Source organism: Flaviramulus sp. BrNp1-15 (assembly GCF_022259695.1).
GTDB lineage: Bacteria > Bacteroidota > Bacteroidia > Flavobacteriales > Flavobacteriaceae > BrNp1-15.
This window is the reverse complement of record NZ_CP092099.1, coordinates 3,452,383-3,471,450: the sequence shown is the minus strand read 5'-3', so window position 1 is coordinate 3,471,450 and position 19,068 is coordinate 3,452,383. Positions and strand designations below refer to the sequence as shown.

The window sequence follows — 19,068 nt, the reverse complement described above, 5'->3', positions numbered from 1 at the left end:
AGTAATTGTGTTTATGGTTTTTTATTTATTTCTGATTTCTTTATTGGTATATTATAACTCAATCTAACTATTCTTTTAACAAGTTCCACGAACCATTCTGTTGCATTCGGTGAGATGTAAATTTCTTCTACCAATGTTTTAAAGTCAATTTTGACTTTTTTTCCAAATTCAAATGGTATTAGTTCTTCATCGTTTTCGTCAAGTTTACTTTTATCTATATCATTAGAATGAGTATAAGGAATAATTATTCTAAGCTCATTTTCAAAACTAAATTGCGGTCTCTTATATGTAAAAAAATTTATGATATTAGTACTGTAGTTAATGGAATTTTCAACGTCTAAATATTTAATTGGTCTTATATGAAAAGAGTCTTTTTCATCGCCTATAATTCCATTTTGTATTCTTTCAATACTTGATTTAATAGCTATTCCTTCTTCAGTTGAGCAATACGATTTCCACATTCCTAAAGAGTCTGTATAACCCATATTCCAGCAATTTATGAGAGTAAACTTTTTAATAGAATTAAAAAGGGAGATTAAATTGGTTTTCATTTCTTTTGAATTTTCAAATTCATTAAATAATTCAGAATTTATTTTCTTTTTTAAATTCGGATTCAAAAAACCTTCATATAAATCATCAAATTTATCAGCTCTATTAAAAAAAATAGAATTGGTTGAAATCAAGTCCATGAATTTTGAAAAAGACATATATCTCCAAACAGGAATGTTAGGGTCTTCAGGTAAAAAGGTTGAATTTGAAGCAATCATTTTTTATATTAAACATATTTTAATTACCAACTAAAATACTCATTATCTATTAAAATTTTCCTAGATATTAATAACTTTTCCTAAAATACCTATATTAGCAACATGCTATCCAAAAAAACTAAATACGGCTTAAAGGCGCTTACTTTTATTGCAAGAAGCGAAGGCGATATGCCTGTACAGGTTAGTGCCATTGCTAAAAGCGAGCAAATACCACAAAAGTTTTTAGAGAGCATTTTACTTACCTTAAGAAAAGCAGGAATTTTAGGTTCTAAAAAAGGAAAACATGGTGGTTATTACCTTAGAAAAGAACCTTCAGAGATTTTAATGACCGAAGTAATGCGCGTTCTTGAAGGCCCAATTGCTATGGTGCCATGTGTAAGTTTAAACTTTTATGAAAAATGTGCCGATTGCCCAAATGAAGCCACATGTAGCGTAAATAGGCTCATGATTCAGGTTAGAGATAGCACGCTTAAAGTATTTAGAAATACCACTTTAGCAGATTTGTCTAGTAAATAATGCTGCTAATTTCATAAAATAAACGTTATTTCTTGTTTATTTCTTACTGTTTACCCTTAAAATATTCCATTATTCCAAAAAGTTGTTAAAGCTATTTGTGGTTTAATAATAAGTTTTATATTTGTAATTCCTATTAAATCGATAGGATTAATGTAATAATATTAAAAATGATTAGTGAAGTGTTAATAAAATCATCAGAGAAAGAGAAAGCCACTTATAAAAAGGATGCTGCTTCAGAGAAGCCAATTAGAAGTGTAGTAAAGTCTTTAAGCTGGAGAACCATTGGTACTTTAGATACTATTATAATTTCATGGATTATAACTGGGAAATTAGATTTAGCATTTTCAATTGGTGGTATAGAGCTAGTAACAAAAATGATTTTATACTTTTTTCACGAGCGCATTTGGAATTCAATTAAATGGGGGAAATAATGATAGATCAGAACACAATAAACGAATTAAACAACAAATATAAAGACGCATTACCTGCAGAAATTATTAAAAAAGCTTTAGAGCTTAATAATAAAGCAGTGGTAACTACAAATTTTAGACCATACGAAGCAGCAATTTTGCATGCTGTATCTTCTGTTGAGTCCAAAATTCCAGTAGTTTGGTGCGATACAGGTTATAATACGCCACAAACATACAGGCATGCAGAACAGGTAATTAAAGATTTAGATTTAAATATCTTTTTATATGTGCCAAAACAAACATCGGCACATCGCGATGTGGTTATGGGAATTCCAAGTATAGACGCGCCAGAACACGCTTTGTTTACAGAGCAAGTTAAGCTAGAGCCTTTTAAACGTGCTATGGCAGAACACAAACCAAAAGTGTGGTTTACAAACTTGCGTCAAGGTCAAACAGCCTTTAGAAATAGCATTGGTATTTTTAGTGTAAGTAAAGATGGTGTTTTAAAAGTAAGCCCTTTTTACTATTGGCCAGATGAAAAATTAAATACTTATTTAGAAGAAAATAACTTACCGAACGAGTTTAAGTACTTCGACCCAACAAAAGCTTTAGAAAATAGAGAGTGTGGTTTACACGCTTAAGATAATTGATAAAATGAATATGATGAATAGAGACACATCGCACATAAATTCGCTTGAAAATGAAGCGATATATATTATGAGAGAAGTAGCAGCACAGTTTGAAAAACCTGTATTGTTATTCTCTGGAGGAAAAGACTCGATCACTTTGGTAAGATTAGCTGTAAAAGCATTTTATCCTGCAAAAGTGCCATTTCCTTTAATGCATATTGATACAGGTCATAATTTCCCTGAAACTATTGAGTTTAGAGATCGCTTAGTTAAAGAATTAGGTTTAGAATTAATTGTAAGAAACGTGCAAGATTCTATTGATGAAGGAAAAGTAAAAGAAGAATCTGGACGTTATGCAAGTAGAAATATGCTGCAAACTACAACGCTTTTAGATGCTATTGAAGAATTTAAATTTGATGCTTGTATTGGTGGTGCGCGTCGTGATGAAGAAAAAGCCAGAGCTAAAGAACGTATTTTTTCTGTACGTGATGACTTTGGTCAATGGGATGAAAAAAATCAGCGACCAGAATTATTTGATATGTTGAATGGAGAGATTGAACACGGACAAAATGTGCGCGTATTTCCAATTTCAAACTGGACAGAATTAGATGTTTGGTCTTATATAGAAAAAGAAAACATTGAAATTCCTTCAATTTATTTTGCACATACTAGAGCAACATTTTTACGAGACGGATTAATCTGGTCTGCAGATGATGAAGTAGTTTACAGAGATGAACATGAAGAAGTTGTAGAGCGTATGGTACGTTTTAGAACTGTTGGAGATATGAGTTGTACAGCGGCTGTATTATCTGATGCAGAAGATATAGCAACTGTAGTTCAAGAAATTAGAGAAAGTACAATATCTGAACGTGGTGCTCGAATAGACGATAAACGCTCTGAAGCAGCAATGGAAAAACGTAAACAACAAGGGTATTTCTAAAAGAATAAGTTACTAATTAAAAAACAACCCTTCTTAATTGAAGGTTACTATATAAAATGGAAGTATTAAAAATTGCAACAGCAGGAAGTGTAGATGATGGAAAAAGTACCTTAATTGGGCGAATTCTTTTTGATACAAAGTCTTTAACTACCGATAAGTTAGAAGCTATTGAAAAAACAAGTAAACAACGTGGATATGATTATTTAGATTTTTCTTTAGCTACAGATGGTCTAGTAGCTGAAAGAGAACAAGGAATAACAATTGATGTTGCACATATCTATTTTTCAACAAAAAAGAAAAGTTACATTATTGCAGATACACCAGGTCATGTGGAATATACAAGAAATATGGTTACCGGTGCATCAACTTCGCAAGCATCTATCATTTTAATTGATGCTAGAAAAGGCGTAATAGAGCAAACAAATCGTCATTTTTTCATCAATAACTTGTTGAGAATTAAAGATGTTGTGGTTGCTATAAATAAAATGGATTTAGTTGATTATTCTGAAGAAACTTATAACAAAATAAAATCCGATTTTGAGGAGTTGATGAGTAAGAGAGATTATCAGGATCAAAAAATAACTTTTATTCCAGTTAGTGCTTTAAAGGGAGATAATGTTGTAAATAAATCTGAAAATATGCCTTGGTATAAAGGTCAAGCATTATTAGAACATTTAGAACAATTAAACAAAGCAGATATTTTTAATGTAGGTACACCGCGCTTTCCGGTACAATATGTTATTCGTCCAAAAACTGAAGAGTTTCACGATTACAGAGGTTATGCAGGAAAAGTATATGGAGGTGATTTAAGTGTTGGTGATGACATAGTTGTTTTACCATCAAAAACTAAATCAAAAATTAAAGACATTTATTTCTATAATGAAAAGTATGAAACGGCTTCAAGACGTTCATCGGTAACTATAACTTTAGAAGATGATATTAACGTTAGTCGTGGAGATATGATTGTTAAAGATGGTGATTTGCCTACTATTGAAAAACAATTTACAGCCAACGTATGCTGGATGGATTCTAATCAATTAACACCAGGTGCTAAGTATGTTGTACAACATGGAGTTAATAAGGTGTTAGCTAAAGTAGATAAAATCAATCATAAAATTCACCCTGACTATTCAGGCATAGAGGAAGATGTGACTGGTTTGGGAATAAACGATATTGCTTCGGTTACTTTTAAATTAAACAAGCCTATTTTTTATGATCAATTTAAAAATCATAGAACAAACGGTTCTTTTATTTTAATAGATACACAATCTAATAATACAGTTGGAGCAGGTTTTATTCAGTAATAAATAATTAAAATTCTTTTCTAATTTATAAAAAGTCAGGTATATAATGCAAAGTTTTAGAACAGAAATAGAAAATCCGGTTGTTGAAAAAGACATTATAGAATTAGCTAATAAAATAGAGCTATTTCATAATGGAAAAATCGACGAAGAAAAATTTAGAAGTCTGCGTTTAGCACGTGGGGTTTACGGTCAGCGTCAAGAAGGCGTACAAATGATTCGTATAAAATTACCTTACGGAAAAGTTAAGAGCAATCAATTACACAGAATTTCTGATGTTTCTGATGAATATTCTAGAGGACGTTTACATATTACAACACGTCAAGATATTCAAATCCATTATGTTGATTTAAATAGAACACCAGAACTTTGGGCAGAATTAGAGAGAGATGATGTAACGTTACGTGAAGCTTGTGGAAATACTGTGCGTAATGTAACGGCAAGTGAAACTGCAGGGATTGATGTGAACGAACCATTTGATGTATCGCCATATGCAGATGCGCTTTATAAATTCTTTTTACGTAACCCAATTTGTCAAGAAATGGGGCGTAAATTTAAAGTGTCGTTTTCGTCTTCAGACGAAGATACTGGGCTTTCTTACATGCACGATTTAGGTTTTATAGCTAAAATTGAAAATGGTGTTCGTGGTTTTAAAGTGATGATTGGTGGCGGTTTAGGTTCGCAACCACGTCATGCTGATGTGTTATATGACTTTTTAGAAACAGATAAGATTATTCCAGTAATGGAAGGCGTTTTAAGAATTTTTGATCGTCATGGTGAGCGTAAAAGTCGTGCCAAAGCACGTATGAAATTCTTAATAAAAGATATAGGTTTAGAAGCTTTTAAAGAATTGGTTGATGCAGAGCAAAATGCTATTGAGTTTAAATCTGTTGCTATAGATGCAGATGCTTATGAGGCTTCAAAACCAGTTTCGGTTGAAGCACCACAGGTAGAAATTAAAGATCAAGAGGCATTTAATTTATGGAAATCAACAAACTTAATTCCGCAAAAGCAGGAAGGTTATGTTGCTATTGGTATAAAAGTGCTTTTAGGAGATTTTTACACAGATAAAGCCAGACTTTTAGCAGATTTAGTTGAAAAATATGCAGCAGGAGAAATCCGTTTATCACTTCGTCAAAACATTATTATTCCTTTTGTTAAAGAAGATTTAGTACCATTCTTTTATACAGAATTAGAGAAACTAGGTTTTGTTGAAGCAGGTTATAATAAAGCGATAGATATTACAGCTTGTCCAGGTACAGATACTTGTAACCTAGGTATAGCAAGTAGTACTGGAATTTCTGTAGAATTAGAAAGAATGCTAAAAACAGAATATCCACAATATTTGAATAACCAAGATTTAGTGATTAAAATTAGTGGATGTATGAATGCTTGCGGACAGCACAATATGGCAAATATTGGTTTTCAAGGTATGACAGTTCGCACGCCAGAAAAATTAGTAGCTCCAGCATTACAAGTGCTTTTAGGTGGCGGAAATTTAGGAGATGGAAACGGTTTATTTGCTGATAAAGTAGTGAAAGTACCAAGCAGAAGAGGTCCTGAGGCTTTACGTAGAATATTAAACGATTTTGAAACCAATGCAAATAGAAAACAATTTGTAGAATATTATAAAGAAACTGGAGATCGTTATTTTTACGATTTGTTAAATGATTTACAGGATGTTACTAATTTAACTCAAGAAGATTTTATTGATTGGGGTGAAGAAGAAAAATATGTAAAAGAGATTGGTATTGGTGAGTGTGCAGGTGTTGTTATCGATTTAATAGCTACGTTGTTTTTAGAAAGTGAAGAAAAAATTGAAAATGCTCAAGAATCATTTAATAATAAAGTATATTCAAGTGCTATTTATCATGCATATAGTTCTTTAGTTAATTCGGCAAAAGCTTTATTATTAGCAGAAAACAAGAAAACAAATACACATGCGGGAATTATAAGTCAGTTTGATGAACTGTTTGTAGAAAGCGGACGAATAGATTTAGGTGTTTCTTTTTCGGATTTGATTTATCAAATTAATAAATTTACACCAACTGAGGATTTTGCATCAAAATACATTGAAAACGCTAATGAGTTTCTAACTAAAGTGAGAGCTTTTAGAGAAGCAGAAACAAATACGCTTGCAAAAAAAGCAGTTTAAAAATTAAGATGAGTTTAAAAACCCCAAAATTAACAGTTGTAGGTGCAGGTCCTGGCGATGTGGATTTAATCACGCTTAAAGCAATAAAAGCTATTAAGTCGGCAGATGTTATTCTATATGATGCCCTTATAAATGAAGAGCTTCTTGAATATGCTTCACCAGAAACTGAATGTATTTTTGTAGGTAAACGTAAAGGATGCTATGCATTTCAGCAAGAACAAATCAACGAGCTTATTGTAGTTAAAGCTAAAGAAAAGGGGCATGTTGTACGTCTTAAAGGAGGCGACCCTTTTATTTTTGGTCGTGGAGCAGAAGAGATAGATTATGTAAGAGAGTTTGGTTTAGAAACCTTTGTAGTGCCAGGAATTTCATCATCTGTAGCAGTACCAGCATATCAAGGAATACCATTAACAAAGCGAGGTGCTTCAGAGAGTTTTTGGGTAGTTACAGCAACTACAAAAGCACATAAATTATCAAGTGATATTGCATTAGCAGCAAAATCAACAGCGACCGTTGTTATTTTAATGGGAATGCATAAGTTAGGAGAAATTGTTAAGGTGTTTTCAGAAGAAAACAAGCAAGATACCGCTGTAGCAATTATTCAAAATGGCACAAGAGAAGATGAAAAAGTAGGCATAGGAACTATAAGAAACATAGAGCAGATTGTAGCAGAAAAACAATTATCGTCTCCTGCTATAATTGTAATAGGAGATGTTGTTAAACAGCGTGCAGTTTTGAGTTCAATTTATAGTGAAGTTGCTTCAAAAGAATAAGTTTTGGAAAGAAATAATTTATACCCTATTTTTTTGAAAGTTAAAAACCTAGAAGTACTTATTATAGGTGGTGGTTTTGTGGCTGAAGAAAAATTAACGTTTCTTTTAAAATCAAGTCCCGATGCTAATGTAACTATGGTGTCGCCTATGTTTAGAGAAGGAACTATTGAATTAGCGAAGAAGGGTAATGTTGCTCTGGTAGAAGATGTTTACAAAAAAGAGTATATACAAGGAAAGCATATGGTAGTTGCAACGACTGATGTTCCTGATGTAAATGTGCAGGCGTGGAAAGATTGTCGCGCCGAAGCTAAATTGGTTAATGTTGCAGACAACCCACCATATTGCGATTTTTATATGGGAGGCATTGTAACCAAAGGCAATGTAAAAGTGGCTATTTCAACTAACGGAAAATCGCCAACAACAGCCAAAAGATTGCGTCAGTTTTTTGAGGATGTTATTCCAGAAAATATTGACGATTTAGTGAAAAATTTAAACGAATATAGAAAAACGATAAAAGGTGATTTTGAAGAAAAAGTGGAAACGCTTAACGAATTTACTAAAGGATTAATTGAGAAATAAATAAAAATGATTAAAACAGATATATTAATAATTGGTGCGGGACCAACAGGATTATTTACAGTATTCGAAGCTGGATTATTAAAATTAAAATGCCATTTAATTGATGCATTACCACAACCTGGTGGACAATGCTCAGAGATTTATCCTAAAAAACCAATTTATGATATTCCTGGTTTCCCAGAAATATTAGCCGGCGATTTAACTAAAAATTTACTGGAGCAAGGTAAACAGTTTGAACCTGGATTTACCTTAGGAGAACGAGCAGAAACTATTGAAAAACAAGAAGACGGTTCTTTTATTGTAACAACAAATAAAGGTACAAAGCATCAAGCGCCTGTAGTGGCTATTGCTGGAGGTTTAGGCTCGTTTGAACCTAGAAAACCAGCTATTGAAGGTATTGCAGATTATGAAGATAATGGTGTTGAATATATTATTAAAGATCCAGAGTTTTATAGAGATAAAAACGTAGTGATTTCTGGAGGAGGAGATTCTGCTTTAGATTGGAGTATCTTTTTAACAGATGTTGCTTCATCTGTGACTTTAATACATAGAAGAAACGAGTTTAGAGGTGCTTTAGATTCTGTTGAAAAAGTAAGAGAATTAACACTTTTAAATAAAATCAATTTAATAACTCCTGCAGAAGTTAAAGAATTACATGGTGATGGTAAAATTGAAGCAGTAACTTATGTGAAAGATGGAGAGTCTACTAAAATTGAAACCGATCATTTCATTCCGTTATTCGGTTTATCACCAAAATTAGGGCCTATTGCAAATTGGGGATTAGAAATAGAAAAGAATGCTATTAAAGTTGATAATTCATTAAACTATCAAACTAATATTCCAGGTATTTTTGCAATTGGAGATGTAAACACATATCCAGAGAAATTAAAGTTGATTTTATGCGGTTTTCACGAAGCTACTTTAATGTGTCAAGCGGCTTACAGAATTATAAACCCTGGTAAAAAATATGTGTTAAAGTATACAACCGTTAGTGGTATTGATGGTTTTGATGGTACTCGTAAAGAAGCACCAAAAGCTGTTGTACAAGCCATAAAGTAAAAATTTATTTATGTAAATTGCGCAAACATTTTGCGACAAATTGCCAATGAAAAGTTATAATGTTTGCTTAAAAGATACGGTTAAAACATTCACCAAATGTTTGTTTTATTCTTTGTTTGATTGTGAGCAAGAAGAAGCGCATAGCGATTATTTAGAAAAAACATTTCTTAAGATACTTTCTTCTTTAGAAATTGAAAACGGTGAAGCAATTTGGGAAAGTTTTAAAGCAGAACTTCCCAAAGTAAGGCTACAATTAGATTTAGACGCTGTAGCTTTTGAAAATAATGATCCAGCATCTTATAGTTTAGAAGAAATTTATCTAGCTTATCCTGGGTTTCATGCTATTTCTATTTACAGATTAAGTAACACGCTTTATAAACTAAACGTTCCTATTTTACCAAGAATGATGAGTGAGTATATTCATGGTATTACAGGTATCGATATTCACCCTGGAGCAACTATTGGAGAATCATTTTATATAGACCATGGTACAGGAATTGTTATTGGTGAAACATCAATAATAAAAGATAACGTTAAAATTTATCAAGGGGTTACTTTAGGTGGAATTCAAGTTAGTAAAGATTTAGCTAAAGTAAAAAGGCACCCAACAATTGAGAGTAATGTTTGTATTTATGCAAATGCAACAATTCTTGGTGGAGATATTGTTATTGGAGCAAATTCAATAATTGGTGCTAATGTTTGGATTACACATTCGGTTCCAGAGAATTCGTTAGTTACTTATAAAACTGAAATTAAAATCAGACCTAAAAAGAATGGCATTCGAGAATAGTATTATTGGTCAAATAGGTAATACACCTTTAGTTGAAGCAACGCATCTTATTTCAAAAAAAGGTGTCAGATTGTTTTTAAAACTAGAAGGAAATAATCCGGGTGGAAGTGTAAAAGACAGACCAGCCTTTAATATGATTAACGAAGCCTTAAAACGTGGTGATATTAAAAAAGGAGGCACCTTGGTTGAAGCAACAAGCGGAAATACGGGAATTGCTTTAGCTTTTATTTCAAAATTATTAGGGCTGAATATGATTTTAATAATGCCTGAAAACTCAACGGAAGAACGTGTTAAAACCATGCGAGCTTATGGTGCTGAGGTTATTTTAACACCTGCAGATATTGGTATTGAAGGATCTCGCGATTTAGCTTTTAAACTAAGAGACGAAAAAGGTTATACGCTATTAAATCAGTTTGAAAATGATGATAACTGGAAAGCGCATTACAAAACTACAGGGCCTGAAATTTTGGAAGCTACCAATGGAAAAATAACTCACTTTGTGTCGGCAATGGGAACAACTGGAACCATTACTGGTGTTTCAACTTATTTAAAAGAGAAAAATAAAAATATCACAATTGTTGGTGCACAACCAGCAGATGGTGCAAGAATTCCTGGTATAAGAAAATGGTCTCCAGATTATGTGCCTAAGTTTTTTAATCCTAAAAAAGTAGATGTAGTTGTTGATGTTTCTGAGGAAGATGCCAAAAACACAACGCAACGTTTAGCAAAAGAAGAGGGTGTTTTTGCAGGAATGAGTAGTGGTGGTGCGGTATTTTGTGCTTTAAAAATAGCAGAGTCAATAGACGAGGGTATTATTGTAGCTATTATTTGTGATAGAGGCGATCGCTATTTATCATCTTCATTATTCGAATAAGCTATTCAATTTTTCATGATTTATTGTGATAACAAAAATATAGTTACTATTTTTGTTCGCTAGTTCATAAACGTATTATGTGTTATCAAGAAAGGTAGAGGGAATAGACCCGTTGAAGCCTTGGCAACCCTTTATCTTTAAAGAAGGTGCTAAATTCTACTAATAATTAAAATTATTGGAAAGATAACGAAAAGTGTTTCTTTTACTTTTCTTGATGACATACAGATATAAATAATATCAAAATGTCAAATATAAAACAAGCTTTACAAGATCGTATTTTAGTACTAGATGGTGCTATGGGTACTATGCTACAAGCTTATAAATTTACTGAAGAAGATTTTAGAGGCGAGCGTTTTAAAGATTATCCAACGCCTTTACAAGGTAATAACGATTTACTTTCTATTACACAGCCAAAGGCTATAAAAGAAGTGCATGCTAAGTATTTTGAAGCAGGTGCAGATATTGTAGAAACCAACACATTTTCTGGAACTACAATTGCTATGGCAGATTATCAAATGGAAGATTTGGTGTATGAATTGAATTATCAATCTGCTAAAATAGCTAAAGAAGTTGCAGATGAGTTCACAGCCAAAGAACCACATAAACCGCGTTTTGTAGCAGGTTCAATAGGTCCAACAAACCGAACAGCAAGTATGTCGCCAGATGTTAACGATCCAGGTTACAGAGCAGTAACTTTTGATGAATTACGAATTGCATACAAACAACAAGTAGAAGCTTTGGTAGATGGTGGTGTTGATGTACTATTAGTAGAAACCGTATTCGATACATTAAATGCAAAAGCAGCATTATTTGCTACTGAAGAAGTAAAAGAAGAACGTAATATTAATGTTCCGGTTATGTTAAGCGGAACAATTACAGATGCTTCTGGAAGAACGTTATCTGGTCAAACAGCCGAAGCGTTTTTAATATCAGTGTCACATATTCCACTATTATCAATTGGGTTTAATTGTGCGTTAGGAGCTAATTTGTTGCAACCTCACTTGGAGGCCATAGCTAATAAAACAGATTTTGGTATTTCAGCGCATCCTAATGCAGGTTTGCCAAATGCTTTTGGTGAATATGATGAGTCTCCAGAAGAGATGGGTGAACAAATAGAAGAATATTTAAAGAAGAATTTAATCAATATTATTGGTGGTTGTTGCGGTACGACACCCGATCACATTCGAGTGATTGCAGATATTGCTGCTAAATATAAACCAAGAAAAGTTTTAGAAACAGTAGATTAATGAAAGTGAAGCAAACTAAATACATGAAATTGTCTGGTTTAGAACCCTTGGTTTTAAACGAAAACAGCAACTTTATAAATGTTGGCGAACGAACTAATGTTGCTGGTTCGCGAAAGTTTTTAAGACTTATTAAAGAAGAAAAATTTGATGAAGCTTTAGATATTGCGCGTCATCAAGTAGATGGAGGTGCGCAAATTATCGACGTTAATATGGACGACGGACTAATAGATGGTAAAGAGTCTATGGTGCGTTTTTTAAATCTTATTGCAGCAGAACCAGACATATCAAGAGTACCAATTATGATTGATAGCTCAAAATGGGAAATCATTGAAGCTGGTTTGCAAGTTGTTCAGGGAAAATGTGTGGTGAATTCTATTTCTTTAAAAGAAGGAGAAGAGAAATTTATTTGGGAAGCAAAACAAATAAAACGTTATGGAGCTGCTGTAATTGTTATGGCTTTTGATGAAGTTGGACAAGCCGATAATTATGAGCGCCGAATCGAAATTGCGCAAAGATCATATAGAATATTGGTGGACATTGTCCACTTTCCTTCAGAAGATATCATTTTCGATTTAAATATATTTCCTGTAGCAACCGGTATGGAAGAACACCGTAAAAATGCTATAGATTTTATTGAAGCCACGCGTTGGGTGCGACAAAATCTACCAAACGTTAGTGTAAGTGGTGGAGTAAGCAACGTGTCGTTTTCATTTAGAGGAAATGATGGTGTTCGCGAAGCAATGCATTCGGTTTTTCTATACTACGCTATTCAAGCAGGTATGAATATGGGGATTGTAAATCCAGCACTTTTAGAAGTTTATGATGATATTCCTAAAGATTTATTAGAGTATGTTGAAGATGTTATTTTAGACAGACGCGACGATGCTACCGAGCGATTATTAGATTTTGCCGAAACCGTAAAAGGCTCTAAAGTTGAAAAAGGTTTGGATTTATCATGGCGAGAAAATCCAATTCAAGATAGAATTACTCATGCTTTAGTTAAGGGTATAGATGCTTTTATTATTGAAGATGTAGAAGAAGCAAGATTACAGGCCGAAAAACCTATAGAAGTCATTGAAGGTAATTTAATGATTGGTATGAATGTGGTTGGTGATTTGTTTGGTGAAGGAAAAATGTTTTTACCACAAGTAGTTAAGTCGGCACGTGTAATGAAAAAAGCCGTAGCTTATTTAAATCCGTTTATTGAAGCTGAAAAAGGAGAGTTTCAGCAAGCTGTTGGTAAAGTTTTAATGGCGACTGTAAAAGGCGATGTGCATGATATTGGTAAAAATATTGTAAGTGTAGTTTTGGCATGCAACAATTATGAAATAGTGGATTTGGGCGTAATGGTACCACCAGAAAAAATCATAGCAGAAGCCAAAGCGCATAATGTAGATGCTATAGGTTTATCGGGTTTAATAACACCATCTTTGGATGAAATGGTGTATTTAGCTAAGGAAATGGAGCGTCAAAATTTTACGCTGCCTTTACTTATTGGTGGAGCAACAACATCAAAAGCCCATACGGCAGTTAAAATAGATACACAATATAAAAATGCTGTTGTACATGTAAATGACGCTTCTAGAGCAGTAACGGTTGTGGGAGATTTATTAAATAAAAAAACATCTCATGAATACACTGCCAAGTTAAAAAAGGATTATGATGAGTTTAGAGAAAAGTTTTTAAAACGTGGTAAGGAAAAATCATATATACCTATTATTGAAGCTAGAAAGCGAAAGTATAAGATAGATTGGGAAGCTTCTGTAATTGCAAAACCTAAAGGACTAGGAATACAACGTTTAAAACAATTAAGTTTAAAAGAATTGTTGCCTTTTATAGATTGGAGTCCTTTTTTTAGAAGTTGGGATTTACATGGTAAATACCCTAATATTCTAACGGATGATGTTGTTGGTGAACAGGCTACACAATTGTTTGATGATGCTCAAATCATGATAAAACAAATTGTTGCAAAACAGTTGTTAAAACCAAAAGCAGTTTTTGGGTTGTTTGAAGCAAATACTGTAAATGATGATGATATTTCTGTTAAGAAAAAAGGAAAAGAAATAGCTGTTTTTAGAACTCTTCGTCAGCAATTAAAGAAACGAGATGGAATACCTAACATTGCTTTAGCAGATTTTATAGCACCACAAGAAACAGGTAAAACAGATTATATAGGAGCATTTTGCGTAGGTATTTTTGGAGCACAAGAATTAGCCGATAGTTATAGAAAAAAGGAAGATGATTATAATGCAATAATGGCGCAAGCCATAGCAGACCGTTTTGCTGAAGCTTTTGCTGAATATTTGCATAAACAAGTACGAATAAAACATTGGGGTTATGATGTGAATGAAGAGTTAACCAATGATGAGTTAATTAAAGAAAGTTACAAAGGTATTCGTCCGGCGCCAGGATATCCAGCTTGTCCAGACCATTTAGAAAAAGAAACCATTTGGGAATTATTAGATGTTGAAAAATTAATAGGAGTCAAGCTAACCGAGAGTTTAGCTATGTGGCCAGCAGCTGCAGTTTCAGGATATTATTTTGCAAATCCAGAAGCTAAGTATTTTGGGTTAGGAAAAATCACCGATGATCAAGTAACCGATTATTCAGTTAGAAAAGGAATAACAAAAGATAAAGCTAGAAAATGGTTGCATCCTAATCTAGCAGAAGAATAATTTTAAAAATATAAAATGAGTTCAAAATTTATTGAATTAACCTTAGGTAGTCATATAATTTCTCATGGCTATAATAATGAAAATAAAGAAATCACTGAGGAAGTAGCCGTGAAAGAATTTTCAAAAAAAATAGTAGCACTTTCCAGAATAAAATCTGTAAGTGAAAAATATATTTTAACTGATTATTTGGATGGAAGATGGATTTATTGGGAATATAAAGAAGGGTTTAAAGCAGTAAAAAAAGCATTAATTAAGTAAATGAAAGTAACAGAACACATAAAGAAGGCTAACGGGAAAACATTGTTTTCGTTTGAAATAATTCCGCCAAAAAAAGGAAATAACATTCAGGAATTGTATAATAATATAGATCCTTTAATGGAGTTTAATCCACCATTTATTGATGTAACAACCTCACGAGAGGAATACGTTTATATTGATAAAGGTGAAGGACTTCTAGATAGAAAAATTACACGTATGAGACCCGGAACCGTTGGTATTTGTGCAGCAATTAAACATAAGTACAATGTAGATACAGTGCCTCATGTATTATGTGGTGGTTTTACAAAAGAAGAAACTGAATATTTATTGGTTGATTGTCATTATTTAGGTATTCATAACGTCATGGCATTAAGAGGTGATGCTATGAGTCATCAAAAATATTTTGAACCATCACAAGGTGGACATCAATACGCAACAGAGTTAGTAGCGCAAATTCAGAATTTGAATTTAGGTAAATATTTGCATGATGTTATAGAATCTGAGCATAAATCTGATTTTTGTATTGGTGTAGCTGGTTATCCTGAAAAACACATGGAAGCACCATCTTTACAATCAGACTTAAAACGCCTTAAAGAAAAGGTTGATGCTGGTGCAGATTATGTGGTAACACAAATGTTTTTTAATAACGAAAAGTATTTTGAATTTGTTGAAAAAGCAAAACAAGCAGGTATTAATGTACCTATAATTCCAGGTATAAAACCACTTGCTGTAAAACGTCATTTACAACTTTTGCCTCAAGTTTTTAAAATAGATCTGCCAGAAGATTTAATTAATGAAGTTGAAAAATGTAAAGACAATAAAGCGGTTAGACAAGTAGGTATTGAATGGGCAATTAAACAATCAGAAGAACTTAAAAAAGCAGGCGTTCCTGTTTTACATTATTATTCTATGGGTAAAAGCGATAATATAAAAGCAATTGCATCGCAGTTGTTTTAATTATTCTATATACTTTTGCGCTGTATTTATTTTAAATGAAGAAAAGTATAATCTACGTTTTTTGTCTTTTTTGTTTTCTTGCTTTTACACAAGAAAAAACACATTCATCATATATTGATGTTAATTATTTTAAAGGCAATATAGCTTTACATAATAACGATATACTTCATTTAATCACTGGTCATCCAGAAGGTGTTATTTTAAGTTGGAATAAAAAAACCTATGGATTTAACGATTGGGAACAACGTTTTAACTATCCCGATTATGGTGTGTCTTTTGCTTATCAAGATTTAAAAAATGACGTTTTAGGTAATAACTATTCTTTGTATGCTCATTGTAATTTCTACTTTTTAAAACGAAATTTAATGCTGCGAATTGGGCAAGGTTTAGCATTTACAACAAACCCTTACGACAAAGAAGAAAACTTTAGAAATATCGCCTTTGGCTCTAAGTTTATGAGTAGTACTTATGTGATGTTAAACTATAAGAAAGAACGATTGTTTAATAGATTTGGATTGCAAACAGGACTATCTTTAATTCATTATTCAAACGCTAATGTTAAGGCACCAAATACAAGCATAAATTCAGTTACATTTAATGTAGGAGTTACGTATAATTTAGATGATGACGAATTAGAGTTTCAAGAAACTTTAGATGAAAATGACAAAAAATTCACGGAACCTATAAAATATAATTTAGCATTTAGAACAGGAATTAATGAAAGTGATGTTGTAGGTAGTGGTCAATTTCTATTTTATATTTTTTCTGCTTATGCAGATAAAAGAATCAATAGAAAAAGTGCTTTTCAATTAGGAACAGATGTGTTTTTTTCAAATTTCTTAAAAGAACTTATTTATTATCAAAGTGTTGCAGGACTTGGTGAAAATATAACTGGAGAAGAAGATTATAAACGTGTTGGTGTTTTTGCGGGACACGAGTTATTTATTAGTAGAACATCATTAGTTACTCAATTAGGATACTATGTATATTATCCATTTGATTTTGAAGGTCGAACCTATTTTAGAATAGGATTAAAACGATATTTTAGTAATAAATGGTTTGGTTCAATAACACTAAAATCTCATGGAGCAAAAGCTGAAGCTGTAGAATTAGGAGTTGGTTTAAGATTGTAAATAATCTGTCATTCCGCACTTGATGCGGAATCCACAAAGATAGATTCTGCGTAGTAGCGCAGAATGACAAAATAAATAATGAGAAAGTTAATTTATATAATATCAATATTTTTTATAATCGCTTGTGATAGCGAGAATGCAAACGATTGTTTTCAAAAAACAGGAAACATTATTCAACAAGAAGTTGTTGTAGATTCATTTGATAAAATATTTGTAAATAGAGATATAGAACTCATCATTAAAGAAGGCGCAATACAACAAGTTCTTATTGAGACTGGTGAAAATTTAATGAATGATGTTGAAGCTTTTGTTTTGGATGGTAAGCTTATACTCACAGATAATAACAACTGTAATTATGTACGCAGTTATGGTATTACAAAAATTTTTGTCACTTCACCAAATATTTCAGAAATTAGTAGTTCTACACAGTATGATATTAGTTCTGACGGGGTTTTAACTTATCCAAGTTTAACTATTTTATCAGAGGATTTTAATAATCCTGAAAACGAATTTACAAGCGGTAATTTTAAGTTTCAAATTGATAATAATAGTTTCAGATTAGTGTTTAATAATTTGTCTAATTGTTTCATTTCTGGAAGAACTAATAATTTGAATATTACTTTTGCTGCAGGAACGTCTCGTTTTGAAGGTCGAAATTTAGTCGCCGAAAATGTAAATATTTGGAACAGGAGTTCAAACGATATGATTGTAAATCCGCAACAATCTATTACTGGTAGGATTTCAGGAACAGGAAATGTTATTGCAGTAAACGAACCACCTATTGTTGATGTGGAAGAGCAGTATAAAGGGCGATTAATTTTTGAATAAATCTACAGACTGCTTTGCTATTTCTAACTCTTCATTAGTTGGGATTACTAAAATCTTAATGTTTGAATTTTCAGTATGTATTGCTCGTATAGAATTTGATTTTTCTTTGTTTAGTTCAGTATGTAATTGAATACCTAAAAAATCTAAATCTTTGCAAACCAATGCTCTTATTTTAGATGAGTTTTCTCCAATACCGGCAGTAAATACAATAGCATCTAGCCCGTTTAAAATAGCAGCATAACTTCCAATATATTTTTTTATACGATAAGCATTCATTTGTAATGCTAATTGGCAAGCTTTATTCCCTTTTTCTGCCTCTGCTTCAATATCTCTTAAATCACTAAACCCTGTTAAGCCTAACATGCCACTTTTTTTTTGTAAAAGCGTATTAATATCGTCAAGTGAATAATCGAATTTTTTAGCTAAATGAAATATTATTGACGGATCGATATCTCCAGAACGTGTACCCATAATCAATCCACTATTAGGTGAAAATCCTAAAGAATGGTCTATGCTTTTTCCATTTTTTATAGCGGTCATGCTGCAACCATTTCCTAAGTGTATGGTGATAATATTTGATTTTTCTTTTCCTAAATATTCAATGGTTTTTTCTGAAACGTATTTGTGGCTTGTGCCATGAAATCCATACAAACGAATATTGTATTTATCTGAAAACTCATTTGGAATGGCATATTTATATGCATGCTCAGGTATAGATTGATGAAATGCTGTATCAAAAACCGCAACTTGTTTAGCATTTGGAAAAATTGCTTCAGCAACTTCAATACCTTGCAAATTAGCTGGATTGTGTAGAGGTGCTAACGATGAAAGTTCTTTAATTTTTTCTTTAACAATACTTGTGATTTCAGTGGTGTCACTAAAATATTTTCCACCATGAACCACACGATGTCCAACTATATTAATATCATTAACAGATTTAATAATACCAGTATCTTTATTAAGCAATTGTTCAGCTAGTAATTCTAAACCTACTTTATGATTGGGTATTGAGTTAACAAATTCAATAGAATTATTTTCACTATTAAACTTGAATTTAGCATCATTAAATCCAATTCTTTCTATTAAACCAGAACAAAGAATATTTTCTTTTGGCATAGAGAATAATTGAAACTTTAATGAAGAGCTTCCGGAATTTAAAACTAATACTTGTTGCATA

Annotated in this window: 19 protein-coding genes and 1 riboswitch; of the genes, 17 read left to right on the top strand and 2 right to left on the bottom strand. The window is 32.3% G+C overall.

Going from position 1 to position 19,068, the window contains the following annotated elements:
* Positions 1-11: 11 nt before the first annotated feature.
* The gene (locus tag MBM09_RS15430; RefSeq protein WP_238674608.1) at positions 12-767 is read right to left on the bottom strand and encodes a hypothetical protein; all 756 of its coding nucleotides are present in this window, start codon (positions 765-767) and stop codon (positions 12-14) included.
* Positions 768-869: 102 nt separating this feature from the next.
* Between MBM09_RS15430 and MBM09_RS15425 the strand changes: the two genes are divergently transcribed.
* The 17 genes from MBM09_RS15425 to MBM09_RS15345 all read left to right on the top strand — a co-directional run bounded on the left by MBM09_RS15425 (position 870) and on the right by MBM09_RS15345 (position 17,891).
* Positions 870-1,283 (top strand): Rrf2 family transcriptional regulator, encoded by a 414-nt coding sequence (locus MBM09_RS15425; protein ID WP_238674607.1) that lies wholly within the window; start codon positions 870-872, stop codon positions 1,281-1,283.
* Between the two features lie 167 nt (positions 1,284-1,450).
* Positions 1,451-1,714: a DUF2061 domain-containing protein gene (locus tag MBM09_RS15420; RefSeq protein ID WP_238674606.1), complete on the top strand. Its 264-nt coding sequence runs from the start codon at positions 1,451-1,453 to the stop codon at positions 1,712-1,714.
* Entirely contained in the window at positions 1,714-2,334 is a 621-nt protein-coding gene (locus MBM09_RS15415; protein ID WP_238674605.1) for a phosphoadenosine phosphosulfate reductase family protein, read from the top strand. Before MBM09_RS15420 ends, MBM09_RS15415 begins: the two co-directional genes overlap by 1 nt.
* A 22-nt stretch (positions 2,335-2,356) precedes the next feature.
* Entirely contained in the window at positions 2,357-3,262 is a 906-nt protein-coding gene (gene cysD, locus MBM09_RS15410; protein ID WP_238674604.1) for a sulfate adenylyltransferase subunit CysD, read from the top strand.
* Between the two features lie 56 nt (positions 3,263-3,318).
* Positions 3,319-4,566, top strand: coding sequence for a sulfate adenylyltransferase subunit 1 (locus MBM09_RS15405; RefSeq protein ID WP_238674603.1), 1,248 nt, complete (start codon positions 3,319-3,321; stop codon positions 4,564-4,566).
* 46 nt (positions 4,567-4,612) lie between these two features.
* Complete coding sequence (locus MBM09_RS15400) at positions 4,613-6,718, top strand: HEPN domain-containing protein (RefSeq protein WP_238674602.1); 2,106 nt, start codon at positions 4,613-4,615, stop codon at positions 6,716-6,718.
* A gap of 8 nt (positions 6,719-6,726) precedes the next feature.
* Positions 6,727-7,491: a uroporphyrinogen-III C-methyltransferase gene (gene cobA / locus MBM09_RS15395; RefSeq protein ID WP_238674601.1), complete on the top strand. Its 765-nt coding sequence runs from the start codon at positions 6,727-6,729 to the stop codon at positions 7,489-7,491.
* A gap of 3 nt (positions 7,492-7,494) precedes the next feature.
* Positions 7,495-8,070, top strand: coding sequence for a bifunctional precorrin-2 dehydrogenase/sirohydrochlorin ferrochelatase (locus MBM09_RS15390; RefSeq protein ID WP_238674600.1), 576 nt, complete (start codon positions 7,495-7,497; stop codon positions 8,068-8,070).
* A 6-nt stretch (positions 8,071-8,076) separates the two neighbouring features.
* Positions 8,077-9,129: an NAD(P)/FAD-dependent oxidoreductase gene (locus MBM09_RS15385; protein WP_238674599.1), complete on the top strand. Its 1,053-nt coding sequence runs from the start codon at positions 8,077-8,079 to the stop codon at positions 9,127-9,129.
* A 46-nt stretch (positions 9,130-9,175) separates the two neighbouring features.
* The gene (gene epsC / locus MBM09_RS15380; RefSeq protein ID WP_238674598.1) at positions 9,176-9,919 is read left to right on the top strand and encodes a serine O-acetyltransferase EpsC; all 744 of its coding nucleotides are present in this window, start codon (positions 9,176-9,178) and stop codon (positions 9,917-9,919) included.
* Complete coding sequence (gene cysM, locus MBM09_RS15375) at positions 9,903-10,793, top strand: cysteine synthase CysM (RefSeq protein WP_238674597.1); 891 nt, start codon at positions 9,903-9,905, stop codon at positions 10,791-10,793. Before epsC ends, cysM begins: the two co-directional genes overlap by 17 nt.
* Positions 10,794-10,872: 79 nt before the next feature.
* Positions 10,873-10,983, top strand: a riboswitch (SAM riboswitch).
* Between the two features lie 52 nt (positions 10,984-11,035).
* Entirely contained in the window at positions 11,036-12,040 is a 1,005-nt protein-coding gene (locus MBM09_RS15370; protein ID WP_238674596.1) for a homocysteine S-methyltransferase family protein, read from the top strand.
* Positions 12,040-14,715, top strand: a complete 2,676-nt coding sequence (metH, locus tag MBM09_RS15365) for a methionine synthase (RefSeq protein WP_238674595.1) — start codon at positions 12,040-12,042, stop codon at positions 14,713-14,715. Before MBM09_RS15370 ends, metH begins: the two co-directional genes overlap by 1 nt.
* 15 nt (positions 14,716-14,730) lie before the next feature.
* Positions 14,731-14,973: a hypothetical protein gene (locus MBM09_RS15360; protein ID WP_238674594.1), complete on the top strand. Its 243-nt coding sequence runs from the start codon at positions 14,731-14,733 to the stop codon at positions 14,971-14,973.
* A complete protein-coding gene (gene metF, locus MBM09_RS15355) occupies positions 14,974-15,930 on the top strand; it encodes a methylenetetrahydrofolate reductase [NAD(P)H] (RefSeq protein ID WP_238674593.1) in 957 nt (318 codons plus the stop codon).
* 35 nt (positions 15,931-15,965) lie between these two features.
* Positions 15,966-17,063, top strand: coding sequence for an acyloxyacyl hydrolase (locus MBM09_RS15350; protein WP_238674592.1), 1,098 nt, complete (start codon positions 15,966-15,968; stop codon positions 17,061-17,063).
* 78 nt (positions 17,064-17,141) lie between these two features.
* Positions 17,142-17,891: a head GIN domain-containing protein gene (locus MBM09_RS15345; RefSeq protein ID WP_238674591.1), complete on the top strand. Its 750-nt coding sequence runs from the start codon at positions 17,142-17,144 to the stop codon at positions 17,889-17,891.
* On the opposite strand, the gene MBM09_RS15340 is transcribed toward MBM09_RS15345, so the two are convergent.
* Complete coding sequence (locus MBM09_RS15340) at positions 17,877-19,067, bottom strand: acetate/propionate family kinase (RefSeq protein WP_238674590.1); 1,191 nt, start codon at positions 19,065-19,067, stop codon at positions 17,877-17,879. The genes MBM09_RS15345 and MBM09_RS15340 overlap by 15 nt on opposite strands.
* Position 19,068: the final 1 nt, after the last annotated feature.